The following is a 13073-nucleotide window of genomic DNA, read 5'->3' as shown; positions in this document are numbered from 1 at the left end:
AACGGGGGTCCGACACCACCGCCTGACACCGCGTGAGGGTCAGGCGGCGCGGGCCGCGTACGCGCGGACGTCCGCGTCCGGGTCCGAGACTGCCGTGGCCAGGGCCGCCCGGGCCTCCGCGGTGTCCCGGTGCGCCAGCAGGGCGAGGACCGCGGCCTTGCGGACGTCCGCGTTGGCGTCGGCCAAGGCCTTGGCCAGAGCCGGTACCGCCGTTTCCGGGGCGGCCGCCGACAGCCCGGCCGCCGCCCCCGCCCGGACCTGCCAGGCCGGGTCGGCCAGAGCCGCCACCGCGGTACGGGCGTACCCGTCAGGGCAGCCGACCGAGGCCAGCGCGCCCAGCGCCGCACCCCGCACCAGCGGGTCGGCGTCCGCCAGCAGCGGGTCCAGCGGGGCCGGGGCCGGGGCGTGCACCGAGGCCAGGCCCTTGGCCACCGCCACCCGGACCTCACGGGCCGGGTCGGCGGCGGCCGCGGCCAGCTGCGGGACGGCGTCCACCGAGACCAGCGCGCGGACCGCGTGGATGCGGACCTCCGGGTCGGCGTCGGACAGTGAGGAGGCGTACAGCTCCGCGTCGCCGAGCCGCAGCGCCCGCAGGACTTCGAGGGCGGCGGAGCGTACCGCCGGGTCGGGCACGGCGAGGGCGGCGCGCAGGCCCGCGCCGAGTTCCGGCCCGCTTGGCAGGACCTCCACGAGCTCGCGCAGCGCGGCCGCGGCGGCCGCCCGTACGACGGGAGCGGCGTCGGCCAGGCGTGCGGCCAGCGCGGGCCCCGCGCCGGCCGGCACGGTCTCGCCGAGCGCGGCGACGGCGGCGGCCCGTACCGCCGGATCGGGGTCGGCCAGGTAGGGCGTGAGGGCGGCCAGGTCGGGTGACTCCTCGGCCAGGGAGAGCAGTTCGAGGATCCGGGGCGAGGACGCCGAGACGTGCGGGGGTGCGGGGGCCGCGTCCGGGCCGTCCGGGCCGTTCGGGCCGTCCGGGTTCGGGGAGGCCTGCGCGCGGGCCGCCGGGGCCGCCTCGCGGGGGCCCGCCGTGGCCACCGGGACCAGGTCGACCTCGCCCAGGTGCCGTGAGGGGCCGCCGGCCGGGGCGAACCCGTCGACCGGCACCAGGTACGGCTCCACCGGCCGGGCGGTGAACTCCATCGCCCCCGAGGCCGACTTGCGCAGGTCCAGGTGGTGCAGCCAGCCCGTGTCGTCACGCTCCGGGTGGTCGAGCCGCTCGTGGTAGAGGCCCCAGCGGGACTCGGTACGGGCCAGCGAGGAGCGGGCCGCCATCTCCGCGCAGTCCCGGATGAAGGACACCTCCGCGCACCGCATCAGCTCGTGCGCGGTGGTCGCGCCCATCTCCGCGATCTCACCGGTCATCCGGTCGAAGGCCGCCACGGCGAGCGAGAGCTTCGCACCCGTCTTCGGCGGAGCCACGTAGTCGTTCACGAACCGCCGCAGCTTGTACTCCACCTGTGGCTGCGGCGGCCCCTCCGGGTTGCGCAGGGGGCGGTAGATCAGCTCGTGGGCCGCCGCCAGCTGGTCGGCCGGCAGCGTGCCCTCGTAGGCCGTGTACCTGGCCGCGTCCGCGCCCGCCAGATCGCCGAAGACGAACGCCCCGATCATGTAGTTGTGCGGTACGGACGCCAGGTCCCCGGCCGCGTACAGCCGCGGCACCGTGGTGCGCGCGTGGTCGTCCACCCGGACGCCGGACGCCGAGTGGCCGCCGCACAGCCCGATCTCCGAGATGTGCATCTCGATGTCGTGGGTGCGGTAGTCGTGGCCGCGGCCCGCGTGGAAGGTGCCGCGCGTCGGCCGCTCGGTGGTGTGCAGGATGGACTCCAGGGAGGCCACCGACTCCTCCGGGAGGTGGCTGAGCTTGAGGTAGACCGGGCCCCGGTCCGAGGCGAGTTCGGCGGCGAACTCGGCCATCATCTGCCCCGACCAGTAGTCGGAGTCGACGAAGCGCTCGCCGTGCCGGTTGACCTGGTAGCCGCCGAAGGGGTTGGCGACGTACGCGCACGCCGGGCCGTTGTAGTCCTTGATCAGCGGGTTGATCTGGAAGCACTCGATCCCGGTCAGCGCGGCGCCCGCGTGGTAGGCCATGGCGTAGCCGTCGCCCGCGTTGGTCGGGTTCTCGTACGTCCCGTACAGGTAGCCGGAGGCCGGCAGTCCGAGCCGTCCGCAGGGGCCGGTCGCCAGGATCACCGCCCCGGCGCGCACGGTCACGAAGGCGCCGGTGCGGGTGTTGAAGGCGGCCGCGCCGATCGCCCGGCCGTCCTCGGGCGAGGTCAGGACCCGTACCGGCATCACCCGGTTCTCGATCCGGATCCGCTCGCGCATCTCGCGGCGCCGCAGCTGCCGGTAGAGGACCTTCTTGACGTCCTTGCCCTCGGGCATGGGCAGCACGTACGAGCCCGAGCGGTGCACCTGGCGCACCGCGTACTCGCCGTGCTCGTCCTTCTCGAACTTCACCCCGTACGACTCCAGGCGCTGCACCATCGCGAACCCGCGGGTGGCGGTCTGGCGGACCGTGGACTGGTCGACGATGCCGTCGTTGGCCCGGGTGATCTCGGCGACGTAGTCGTCGGGCTCGGCGCGGCCGGGGACGACGGCGTTGTTGACCCCGTCCATGCCCATGGCGAGCGCCCCGGAGTGGCGGACGTGCGCCTTCTCCAGGAGCAGGACCCGCGCGCCCCGCTCGGCGGCGGTCAGCGCCGCCATCGTGCCGGCGGTGCCGCCGCCGATGACGAGGACGTCGCAGGAGAGTTCCTCGGCGTCGCCGATGGCGGGGATGTCCATGGTGCGGCCCTTCAGAGTGAGTTGATGATCTGCTGCCGGAGCCCGGCGTACGAGGCCCCGCGGTCGCGCGGCCGCGGTACGGGCACCACCTGCGCGGCGCCGAGCAGTGCGACGCGGTCGCCGAGGAACAGCGCCTCGTCCACGTCGTGGGTGACGAAGACGACGGTCGCGCCGGTACCCGCGAGGACGTCCACGAGGAGGTCCTGCATCTCGGCGCGGGTCTGGGCGTCGAGCGCCCCGAACGGCTCGTCCATGAGGACGGCGCGCGGGCGTGCGGCGAGGGCTCGGGCCAGCTGCACGCGCTGGCGCTGCCCGCCCGAGAGCTGGTGCGGGAACTTGTGCGCGTGCCCGTCCAGGCCGACCCGCTCCAGCCACTCCCCGGCGGTCCGCCGGCGCTCGGCCCGGCCCTGCTCGCGGATGGCGAGCGGGAGTTCGACGTTGGCCCGGACCGTGCGCCAGGGGAGCAGGGCGTCGTCCTGGAAGACCAGCGCCCGGTCGGCGTCCGGGCCGCGGACCGGGGCGCCGTCCTGCTCCACCGCGCCGGCGAGCGGGGGCAGCAGACCGGCCAGGGTGCGCAGCAGTGTGGACTTCCCGCACCCGGACGGGCCGACGACGGCCAGGACCTCGCCCTCCTCGACGGTCAGGTCGACCTCGTCGAGCACCACGTTCCCCCGGTGCCCGAGCCGTACGCCGCGCAGCGCGAGCCGGGCCCCCCGGGGAGCGGTGGCGACGGGGGCGGTCGCGACATCGGTCAGGCTCATGGCGAGGTCACCTCTCGTGTACGGGGCTCCGCCCGGGCGGAGCCGGGACGCGGGTTGTCAGGGCGCGGGTCGTCAGGACGCGGGGTGTCGGGGCGCGGGGCCTCGGGACGCGGGGCCTCGGGGTCCGCGCCCTGCCGGGCCCGTGACGCCCCGGGCCGCGGGTGGAGCCGCAGCCCCCTCGCGCCCGCCGTGCCCTCCGGCCGCGGCGCCTGGGCCCGGCCGGCGCCCGCACCGTCGCGCGCCGGCAGCCACCGCGTCAGGCGGCGGCCCGCACGCTCCACCGCCGTGGAGGTCAGCCAGCCCAGTGCGCCGATGGTGACCATGCCGACGAAGACACCGGGGTAGTCGATCACCGTGTAGTCCTGCCAGGTCCGGTAGCCGACCCCGTACTCGCCGGAGATCATCTCGGCCGAGATCACACAGATCCAGGCCACCCCGATCCCGACCGACAGGCCCCCGAAGATGCCCGGCAGGGCGCCCGGCAGCACCACGGAGAAGAGGATCCGCGCCCGCCCGCCGCCCATGGTCAGGACCGCCTCCTCCCACACCGGGCTCAGCGCCCCCACCGCGTGCCGCGTCGAGACCAGCACCGGGAAGAAGGCGGCCGCGCAGGTGATGAACACGATCCCCTGCTCGTTGGAGGGGAACAGCAGGATCGCCACCGGGACGAGCGCGATCGCCGGTACCGGACGCAGCACCTCCAGCAACGGGCCCAGCACGTCGGCCGCGATCCGCGACCGGGCGATCGCCGTGCCCACCGCCACGCCCAGGACCGCGGCGAGCGCGAAGCCCGTCACGATCCGGCGCAGGCTGGACGCCAGGTCCTGCCAGAAGGGCCCGGTCCCGGCCCGCTCGGCGAACGCCCCGGCGACCTCGCCCACCGTCGGGAACTGCTCGAAGCGCAGCCACACGTTCACGTCCAGTGAGGTCAGCCCCTGCCACACGAGCAGGGCCGCGCCGAGCGAGGCCGCCCGCAGCAGCCAGCGGCCGCCCGTCATGACGCCAGGGCCCCGGCCTCGGCGAAGCTCACGATGCGCGCCCCGGATCCCTGGTGCGCCGCCACGTACGCCTTCGCGCCCGCCGGCGTGACGAAGGCGCGCAGCTCCGGCCCCTCGGCGACCCACACCGCCTTGTCCGCGAACCAGAGCGTGCCCGTCACCGCGTCCGGCACGTACGCCGCCCGGACGTCCGCGCCGCGCGCCGCCTTCAGCAGCTCGCGCGGGGAGTCGAAGGACAGGGTCCGGGCCTGGCCCTTCAGCCACAGCTCGGGGCGGGCGGCCACCGCCTTGGGGTACTCCGCCGTCCCGGCCGCCACCCGGGCCAGCGGCGCCGGGTCCACGAAGGCGTCCACGTCCACGTCGCCGACCAGCTTGGCGTCCTTCAGCACCGGCACGTCCTGCTTCAGCGCGTCGATCAGCTCCGGGCGCAGGGCCGGGTCGAAGGTCGCGATGCCGTTCGCCCCGTTGTACAGGTACACCACCTCCGCCGGCAGCCCGGTCTCCTTCGCCACTGATTCGGCGGCCGCGACCGGCTCTGCGCGCAGGTGGTCGGTGGCCCGCCGCTGGGCCCGCAGGAAGTCGTCCAGTACGCCGGCCCGCTCCTTCGCGAACTTCTCCCGCACGGTGACCCCGTGGAAGGTCGGCAGGTTCAGCTCGGCGCCGTCGTACAGGGCCTTGGCCCGGCCTTCGTACGCCAGCTGGCCCGGCCACGCCACGAACTGCGAGAGCGCGTCGACGCTGCCCGCCTGGAGCGCCGAAGCACCCACGCTGGGCTGCTGGTTGAGCTTCTCGATGCCGCCCGTCGGGTCGATCCCGGCGCGCTGCAGTGCCCGTACCAGCGTTCCGTCGGCCGCCGAGCCGACGCTCGTCGACACCTTCTTGCCGCGCAGGTCGGCCAGGGACTCCAGCTTCGACTCCGGTGCGGTGACCACGGTGTTGAGGCCGCCCCGCAGGTTGTAGCCGGTCACGGAGACGAGGTGGGTGGGCTGCTTCAGCTCCTTGCCGCGCACCGCGTTGATCAGGAGCGGGAAGTCGCCCATCGAACCGATGTCGATCTTCCCGGCGGTCATCTGGGCGGTGATGGGGGCGCCGGTGGCGTAGTCCTGCCAGTCCACCTTGTAGGTGATGCCGTCCTTCTCGCCGCGCGCGGCGAGCTCCTCCTCGAAGTAGCCGAGGGAGCGCAGCAGGGTGCCGGCGGTGACGGTGTTGATGGTCTTGGACTGGTAGCCGACGGTCACGGTGACCGTCTTGGAGCCGGCCGCACCGGCGGAGCCCGAGCAGGCGGTGGCCAGCGGCGCGAGGAGCAGGGCGAGCGCGGCGGGCGCGAGTGTCTTCGTACGCGTCGTACGCGTCGTACGCATGGGGAGGGGACCTTTCACCGGAGCAGGTAGGGCATGTTGACGGTGACCGCGCCGGTGGGACAGCGGGCGGCGCACGGGCCGCAGTACCAGCACTCGTCGACGTGCATGTAGGCCTTGCCGTTGTCCTCGCGGATCGCGAGCGAGTCGAGCGGACACATGTCGACGCAGAGCGTGCAGCCGTCGATGCACAGGGACTCGTCGATGGTCACGGGCACGTCGCCGCGCTGGGGGACCACAGGCATGGCTGTCTCCAGGAAGGTGGGTACGTTCGGTGTCGGAGGGGGCTCGGAGGGCTCAGAGGGCGCGGCGCAGCAGGCCGCTCATGGTGATCCGGTCGCCGTGGAAGCGGATGAACTCCAGGTCCACGGGCCGCCCGTCGCCCAGGTGGGTGAGGCGCTCGAGCATCAGGACGGCGGCCCCGCGCGGGGCCTGCAGGACGGCGGCGGAGTGCGCGTCGGCGTTGACGGCCTCAAGGGTGATCTCGGCGTGCCCGAGCGGCTGCCCGGTCAGCTGCTCCAGGAGCCGGAAGACGTCGGTGTTCTCCAGGTCGCAGCCCAGCAGTCCGGTGCCGATGTCCATCGGGACGTAGGTGAGGTCGAGGGAGAGCGGCAGCCCGTTCAGGCGCCGCAGCCGTTCGATGTAGAGCACGTCGGCGTGCTCGGGCAGACCGAGCCGCCCGGCGACCGGGGCGGGGGCACGGACGGGGCCGACGGTGCGGACCTCGTTGGTCACCCGGCCGTGCTCGTTCAGCGTCTCGGCCAGGCCTTGCAGGCGGTCCAGGCCGTGCGGGTACTTCTCGCAGACCACGACGGTGCCCACGCCGGGGCGGCGCTCCACGAGCCGCTCGCCGCGCAGCAGGTCGAGGGCCTGGCGGACCGTGTTGCGGCCGGCGCCGTAGGAGTCGGCGAGTTCGCCCTCCAGGGGGAGGACCCCGCCGGGGTAGCCGCCCGCCAGGATCTGGTGGCGCAGCAGGTCGGCGAGCTGGCGAGCCTGGTCCGCGCGCAGTCGCCGCCGGCGCGCGGCGGCGACCGGGACGGTGTGCGTGGCGGTTCGTTCGGCTGGCATGGCAGGGAACGTACCGGCGGCCCGGCGCCGGTGGTGTTGCCGCAGTGTTGCGCCACCTGATGGCGCTGGCGCAGGGCTCTGAGCTGCGGTTTCGGCGGGGTGGCGGAAAGATCCGCCACCCCGCCGACCGAGGGGTGGACTAGCGCGATCCCACGATGCGGCCGGTGACCTCGCCGAGGCCGACGCGCGTGCCGTCCGGGCCGGGGGCCCAGGCGGTGAGGGTGACGGTGTCCCCGTCCTCCAGGAAGGTGCGCTTGCCGTCGGTGAGCTCGATGGCGTCCCGGCCGTTCCAGGTGAGCTCCAGCAGCGAGCCGCGCTGGCCGACCTCGGGACCGCTGACGGTGCCGGAGCCGAAGACGTCGCCGGTACGCAGGGAGGCGCCGTTGACGGTCATGTGGGCGAGCTGCTGGGCGGCCGTCCAGTACATGGTGGCGAAGGGCGGCTGCGCCACCTCCTGCCCGTTGATGGAGACGGTGATGCGCAGGTCGAAGCCGCCGGGGCGGTCGAGGGCGGCGTCGTCCAGGTAGGGCTGGAGCGGGAAGTCCCGGGCGGGCGGGGCGACGCGGGCCGCGTCGAGGGCCTCCAGCGGGGTGACCCAGGCGGAGACGGAGGTGGCGAAGGACTTGCCGAGGAACGGGCCGAGCGGCACATATTCCCAGGCCTGGATGTCGCGCGCCGACCAGTCGTTGAGCAGGAACAGCCCGAAGACGTGCTCCTCGAAGTCGCCCAGCGCGACCGGCCGGCCCAGCTCGGAGGGGGTGCCGACGACGAAGCCGACCTCGGCCTCGATGTCGAGCTTGACGGAGGGGCCGAAGACGGGCGCCGGGTCGGTGGGCGCCTTGCGCTGGCCGCTGGGGCGTACGACGTCGGTGCCGGAGACCACGATCGTGCCGGAGCGGCCGTGGTAACCGATGGGGAGGTGCTTCCAGTTGGGCGTCAGCGCGTCGCCGTCCGGGCGGAACATCTTGCCGACGTTGGTGGCGTGGTGCTCGCTCGCGTAGAAGTCGACGTAGTCGGCGACCTCGTACGGCAGGTGCAGGGTGACCTCGTCGAGCGGCACCAGGTGCGGCTCGACGGTGGGGCGGTGGCCGGGGTCGGTCACCCAGGCGGTCAGCGCGCGGCGCACGTCGCGCCAGGCGGTGTGACCGGCAGCCAGCAGCGGGTTGAGCGAGGTCCGCCCGAGCAGGCCCGCGAACGGGGAGCCGAGCGCGGCCGCGGCCGCCCCCGCGTCGAGGACGAATCCGCCGATGCGCACACCGACCCGCCGCCGGTCGTCCGCTGCGGTCGAGAAGACGCCGTAGGGGAGGTTGTGCGGCCCGAACGGGTCGCCCTCGGGGACATCGAGGGGGCTCTGCTGGGGCATGGGGTACTGCCTCGCTTTCGACGCGGTCCGGGGGTGTCCCGGTAGACACGGTGCGGGACACGCTACTCAGGATCCCGCGGGAACGCGCGGGTACCCGGTCGGAGATGAAACACACCCCGGGACGACGGCTGTGGTCAGGTATCCACAGTTCCGGTCATATCTGATCTTTTGGTGCGTGCTGTCGATCGGGGGCCCTACGGTCGGGGTTGTGCACTTCCCTGCCCAGCCCCTGCCCCGCTCGGCGCTGCAGCGCGTCAAAGTGACGGATGGGACGTGGGGGAGGCCGGATTCGGGCTCTATTTGTAGGACTTGTCCAAAGGGGTCCGTATCCTAGGCGCCGTGACTTCCGCCCCGCCTCCGGCCCTTCCCTATGCCTTGATCGCCACAGACCTGGACGGGACTCTGCTGCAAGCCGGGGACACCGTCTCCGCCCGCTCGTACGAGGCGCTCGCGACGGCGCGCGCGGCCGGCGCCCAGCACATCATCGTCACCGGACGCCCCGTACCCCAGGTCCGACACGTCCTGGACCGGCTCGGCCACACGGGGCTTGCGGTGTGCGGGCAGGGCGCGCAGGTGTACGACGCGGCGCGCGGGCGCCTGCTGCACTCCGTGTCCATGGACCGGGAACTGGCCGACGTGGCCCTCGGCAAGATCGAGGCGGAGATCGGCGAGGTCTACGCGGCGGTCAACCAGGAGGGCCTGGACGCGGAGATGCTGATAGGGCCGGGCTACCGGATGTGGCACCCGCACCTGCCGACGGTCCGCGTCCCGCGGCGCTGCGACCTGTGGTCGGCGCCGATCAACAAGGTGCTGCTCCAGCACCCGGAACTGGACGACGACGAGCTGACCCGGGTGGCGCGGTCGGTGGTCGGCCACATGGTGAACGTCACGATGGCGGGCGAGCACACGGTGGAACTCCAGCCTCCGGGCATCGACAAGGCCAGCGGGCTCGCGCGGGCGGCGGACGTCCTCGGCGTCTCCCCGTCCGGGACGATCGCCTTCGGGGACATGCCGAACGACATCCCGATGTTCGCGTGGGCGGCCCACGGGGTGGCGATGGCCAACTCCCACCACGAGCTGGTGGCGGTCGCCGACGAGATCACCCTGTCGAACGAGGCGGACGGCATCGCGGTGGTGCTGGAGCGGCTGTTCGGCTAGCCGAGCCCCGCCTCGAACGCCGGCGCGGCCGAAAGAAGCAGCCTCGCCGCGTTTGAGGCGCAGGGTCCGGGGCGGAGCCCCGGGGCCGCCCGCCAGGGCGGGCCGGCCCGCTCAGCCCGCCGCGCGCGGCAGCCGGCGTTCCCACGTCCGGTGGAAGACCACCTCGTCCCCCTCCCGGCACACCACCTCGTTCGACGTCAGGAAGCCGCCCTCGTCGCAACGGATCTCCGAGCGCGTCTCCACCCGCGCGTCCCAGCCCAGCTCCGGCCGGTGGAGCCGGATCCGCCACCGCGAGAACGTGCGCGCCGACAGCGCGTCCGCGTCCTGGATCTCGTACACCTCCTCCGCGTCCTCCTCGTACTCCAGACCGTCCGGGAAGACCCGGGTGCCCCCGTACCGCGGGTCCACCTCCAGCCGCCACGTCCCGCGCGCGACGTCCCGTACGACCAGCCGTTCCGGACGCGGTTCGTCCAGCGTCGCCGGGACGACCACACCCAGCGGCTCCGCCTGCTCCGGCGCCTCGAAGACGATCCCGCCGTCCGCCGCGGAGCCCGCCCGCACCGGCAGGGTCAGCGCGCTGCCCGCCGGGTCCAGGGTCCACCCGGCCTCGGACCCGGCCCGCGGCCAGATCCACGGCCAGTACGCGGAGGACACGGCGAGCCGGATCCGGTGCCCCGGCGCGAAGGCGTGCCCGATGCCGTTCAGCTCGAAGGTGACGTCCTCGTACGCGCCCACCGGCCAGGGCAGCGCCCGGTCGCGGCCCCGGCGCGCCGAGAGGTTGAGCGCGCCCCGCGTGATCAGCGTCGAGGAGCCGTCCGGGGCCACGTCGCACAGCCGGGCGACCACCTGCCCGTACGGCACGTCGAGCCGCAGCCGCAGGGTGACCGACGGCCGTCCCAGGATCTCCACCGGCTCCTCGCGCCCGACCGGGAACTCGAAGCAGGCCGACTTCGCGTCCTCCTCCCGCTGGTCCGGCGGCAGGTCGGCGTCGTTGCCGAAGGGGAAGAAGCGGCCCGCGTCCAGCCCGGTGTGCTGCGGGGAGGCCACCGCCACCGGCGCGCCCTGGAACACGTACGGCACGGGGATGACGGACGCCGACGGCCAGGACCTCTCGCCGACCCAGCGGCCCGGGAGCTCCTCGTACACCGTCGCGGGCGGGTGCGATTCGCTGATCCAGGTGCGCAGCAGCGGTTCCTCCATCACCCCGTTGTCCGCGCCCTTCAGCCAGTGGTCCCACCAGCGCAGGGTCTCCTGCAGGAAGCCGATGGCCGGTCCCGGCGGCAGACCGCGGTCCGGGTACTGGTGCGACCAGGGCCCGATCAGGCCCCGTACGCGGGCGGACGGCAGGTGTTCGACCAGCCGCAGCACGGTGTCCCGGTACGGGTCGTGCCAGCCGCCGACCGCGAGCACGGCCGCGCGGACGGCCGGGTAGTCCTCGCAGACGCTGCCGTGGCGCCAGTAGGCGTCGCGCGTCTGGTGGGAGAGCCAGGTGTGGACGAGCGGTTCCACCGCCTCCAGCCGGTCCAGCCACATCCGGCGCCAGTCGTCGCCGGTGAACTGCGGGTCCGGCGGGCGGGAGGCGAAGGCCAGCAGGGTCGCCGCCCACGCGTGCATGTCCACGGCGAGCACCGAGCCGCCCATGTAGTGCACGTCGTTGTCGTACCGGTCGTCCGTCGAGCAGACGGTCACGACCGCCTTCAGCGGCTCCGGGGCCAGCGCGGCGATCTGGAGGGAGTTGAACCCGCCCCAGGAGATCCCGAACATCCCCACCGACCCCGTGCACCACGGCTGCGCCGCCAGCCACTCCACCACCGCGACCCCGTCGGCCAGCTCGCGGGCGTCGTACTCGTCGCCCGGCCGGCCCCCGCTGCAGCCGTGCCCGCGCACGTCCACCCGAACGGAGGCGTAGCCGTGTCCCGCGTACCAGGGGTGGCGCTGCTGGTCGCGCGGCGCGGTCCAGTCGGTGAGCCGGTACGGGAGGTACTCCAGCAGGGCCGGCACCGGCTCGTCCGTCACCGGGCGCCAGATCCGGGCGTACAGCTCGACACCGTCGGGAAGCGGGATCCGGACGTCCTCGTGGGTGGTGCCGTACGGGAAGTCGGTACGGATGATCATCTGTTCTCAGCCGCCAATCGCCTCGGACGTGTCCCTCGGGGGTGTCCCGGGCCCCGTGTCGCGCCGGTCGTCGTCCGTCCGGCGAGCCATCCGCCGGCGACGGGGACGAGGTGGACCATGGTCCCGTGGGCCGCCGGGACGGAGACGGAGACGGAGAGAGAGGCGGAGGCGGCGGCCGGTCGGCCTCCGGATCCCCGGACTCGTCCATATCGGTCGCTGTTCTGGGCAAAACGCATTCTCCGGTTGATTCTGCCTATCCAGAACATACCGGTGATCATCGGACAGTGCGCGGGTGGTGGCCGGGAAGGCGCTCTCGGTGATCGAAAACAGACCCGATACGCTGGCTTGAGTGATGGCAGCGACACATCGACAATCCATGTGATCGTCAGCGTGATCGTCAGCAGACAGGAGTACCCCTCGTGACCGTCGTCGGGCCGTTCGGACTGAGCGTGCGGGACCAGGCTCTTGAGACCGATGTCCAGGCCGGACTGGCCGCCGTCGAGGCGGGTCTGCTGGAAGCCACCAAGAGCGAAGTCCCCTTCATCACCGAGGCCGCACAGCACCTGGTGCGGGCCGGAGGCAAGCGGTTCCGGCCGCTGCTGGTGATGCTCGCGTCCCGTTTCGGTGATCCCTATGCGCCCGGCATCGTGCCGTCCGCCGTCGTGGTCGAGCTCACGCACCTCGCGACGCTCTACCACGACGACGTCATGGACGAGGCGGACGTCCGCCGCGGGGTGGAGAGCGCCAACGCCCGCTGGGGCAACTCGGTGGCGGTCCTGACGGGTGACTTCCTGTTCGCCCGCGCCTCGCACATCCTGGCCGACCTCGGCCCGGAGGCCGTACGCATCCAGGCCGAGGCCTTCGAGCGGCTGGTGACGGGCCAGATCCTGGAGACGGCCGGCCCGCGCGACGGCCGCGACCCCGTCGCCCACTACCTCGACGTCATCGCCGGCAAGACCGGCTCGCTGATCGCGGTCTCCGGCCGCTTCGGCGCGCTCATGTCCGGCGCCGACGCGTCGGTCGTCGACATCCTGACGCAGTACGGCGAGCGGCTCGGCACCGCCTTCCAGCTCGCCGACGACGTCCTCGACATCGCCTCCGACGCGCACGAGTCCGGCAAGACCCCGGGCACCGACCTGCGCGAGGGCATCCCGACGCTGCCCGTGCTGCGGCTGCGCGAGATGGCGGCCCAGGGCGGAGACCCGGCGGACCTGGAGCTCGTCCAGCTCCTGGACGGCGACCTGACGGACGACGCCCGCCACGCCGAGGTGCTCACCCGGCTGCGGGCGCACCCCGCCCTGGAGCGGGCCCGCCGCGACACCATCCAGTACGCCGAGGACGCGCGGGCCATGCTGGCCCCGCTGCCGGAGTGCTTCGCCAAGTCGGCGCTGGAAGAGCTCTGCGACGCGGTCGTGCACCGCGCCGGCTGACGGCCACGCCACCGGAACGGGCCCTTCCGCCCCGGCGA

10 protein-coding genes are annotated in these 13073 nt (G+C 73.7%); 2 read left to right on the top strand and 8 right to left on the bottom strand.

Translation table 11 applies throughout. The annotated features are described in order from the left end of the window. Window positions 1–39: 39 nt before the first annotated feature. The 7 genes from KO717_RS15400 to fahA all read right to left on the bottom strand — a co-directional run bounded on the left by KO717_RS15400 (window position 40) and on the right by fahA (window position 8332). Window positions 40–2784 (bottom strand): fumarate reductase/succinate dehydrogenase flavoprotein subunit, encoded by a 2745-nt coding sequence (locus KO717_RS15400; RefSeq protein ID WP_301368007.1) that lies wholly within the window; start codon window positions 2782–2784, stop codon window positions 40–42. An 11-nt stretch (window positions 2785–2795) separates the two neighbouring features. Then, window positions 2796–3545, bottom strand: a complete 750-nt coding sequence (locus tag KO717_RS15395) for an ABC transporter ATP-binding protein (RefSeq protein ID WP_301368006.1) — start codon at window positions 3543–3545, stop codon at window positions 2796–2798. Then, complete coding sequence (locus KO717_RS15390; RefSeq protein ID WP_301368005.1) at window positions 3542–4543, bottom strand: ABC transporter permease; 1002 nt, start codon at window positions 4541–4543, stop codon at window positions 3542–3544. Before KO717_RS15390 ends, KO717_RS15395 begins: the two co-directional genes overlap by 4 nt. Then, on the bottom strand, window positions 4540–5904 hold the full coding sequence (locus KO717_RS15385; protein ID WP_301368004.1) for an ABC transporter substrate-binding protein: 1365 nt from the start codon (window positions 5902–5904) through the stop codon (window positions 4540–4542). Before KO717_RS15385 ends, KO717_RS15390 begins: the two co-directional genes overlap by 4 nt. A gap of 14 nt (window positions 5905–5918) precedes the next feature. Next, window positions 5919–6146, bottom strand: a complete 228-nt coding sequence (locus KO717_RS15380) for a 4Fe-4S dicluster domain-containing protein (protein ID WP_030011381.1) — start codon at window positions 6144–6146, stop codon at window positions 5919–5921. A gap of 52 nt (window positions 6147–6198) precedes the next feature. Continuing rightward, window positions 6199–6969: a GntR family transcriptional regulator gene (locus KO717_RS15375; RefSeq protein WP_301368003.1), complete on the bottom strand. Its 771-nt coding sequence runs from the start codon at window positions 6967–6969 to the stop codon at window positions 6199–6201. Window positions 6970–7108: 139 nt separating this feature from the next. Then, window positions 7109–8332 carry a fumarylacetoacetase gene (gene fahA / locus KO717_RS15370; RefSeq protein ID WP_301368002.1) on the bottom strand — a complete coding sequence of 408 codons (1224 nt, stop codon included), beginning with the start codon at window positions 8330–8332 and terminating at the stop codon, window positions 7109–7111. Window positions 8333–8671: 339 nt separating this feature from the next. Here fahA and KO717_RS15365 point away from each other — a divergent pair, with 339 nt between their 5' ends. After that, a complete protein-coding gene (locus KO717_RS15365) occupies window positions 8672–9490 on the top strand; it encodes an HAD family hydrolase (protein WP_301368001.1) in 819 nt (272 codons plus the stop codon). A gap of 111 nt (window positions 9491–9601) precedes the next feature. Here the strand turns inward: KO717_RS15365 and KO717_RS15360 are convergent, their stop codons facing one another. Then, on the bottom strand, window positions 9602–11605 hold the full coding sequence (locus tag KO717_RS15360) for a CocE/NonD family hydrolase (protein ID WP_301368000.1): 2004 nt from the start codon (window positions 11603–11605) through the stop codon (window positions 9602–9604). Window positions 11606–12024: 419 nt separating this feature from the next. Here KO717_RS15360 and KO717_RS15355 point away from each other — a divergent pair, with 419 nt between their 5' ends. Next, the gene (locus tag KO717_RS15355; protein WP_301367999.1) at window positions 12025–13035 is read left to right on the top strand and encodes a polyprenyl synthetase family protein; all 1011 of its coding nucleotides are present in this window, start codon (window positions 12025–12027) and stop codon (window positions 13033–13035) included. Window positions 13036–13073 lie beyond the last annotated feature (38 nt).

Source organism: Streptomyces xanthophaeus, from assembly GCF_030440515.1.
Classification (GTDB): Bacteria; Actinomycetota; Actinomycetes; order Streptomycetales; family Streptomycetaceae; genus Streptomyces; species Streptomyces kutzneri.
Note: the sequence above shows the minus strand (reverse complement) of the source record. Positions and strands in the feature narration are given on the sequence as shown.

Bases quoted from the DNA above. Each gene is read 5' to 3' on its own strand.
- KO717_RS15400 (WP_301368007.1), bottom strand. From the start codon at position 2,784: ATGGACATCCCCGCCATCGGCGACGCCGAGGAACTCTCCTGCGACGTC.
- KO717_RS15395 (WP_301368006.1), bottom strand. From the start codon at position 3,545: ATGAGCCTGACCGATGTCGCGACCGCCCCCGTCGCCACCGCTCCCCGG.
- KO717_RS15390 (WP_301368005.1), bottom strand. From the start codon at position 4,543: ATGACGGGCGGCCGCTGGCTGCTGCGGGCGGCCTCGCTCGGCGCGGCC.
- KO717_RS15385 (WP_301368004.1), bottom strand. From the start codon at position 5,904: ATGCGTACGACGCGTACGACGCGTACGAAGACACTCGCGCCCGCCGCG.
- KO717_RS15380 (WP_030011381.1), bottom strand. From the start codon at position 6,146: ATGCCTGTGGTCCCCCAGCGCGGCGACGTGCCCGTGACCATCGACGAG.
- KO717_RS15375 (WP_301368003.1), bottom strand. From the start codon at position 6,969: ATGCCAGCCGAACGAACCGCCACGCACACCGTCCCGGTCGCCGCCGCG.
- fahA (WP_301368002.1), bottom strand. From the start codon at position 8,332: ATGCCCCAGCAGAGCCCCCTCGATGTCCCCGAGGGCGACCCGTTCGGG.
- KO717_RS15360 (WP_301368000.1), bottom strand. From the start codon at position 11,605: ATGATCATCCGTACCGACTTCCCGTACGGCACCACCCACGAGGACGTC.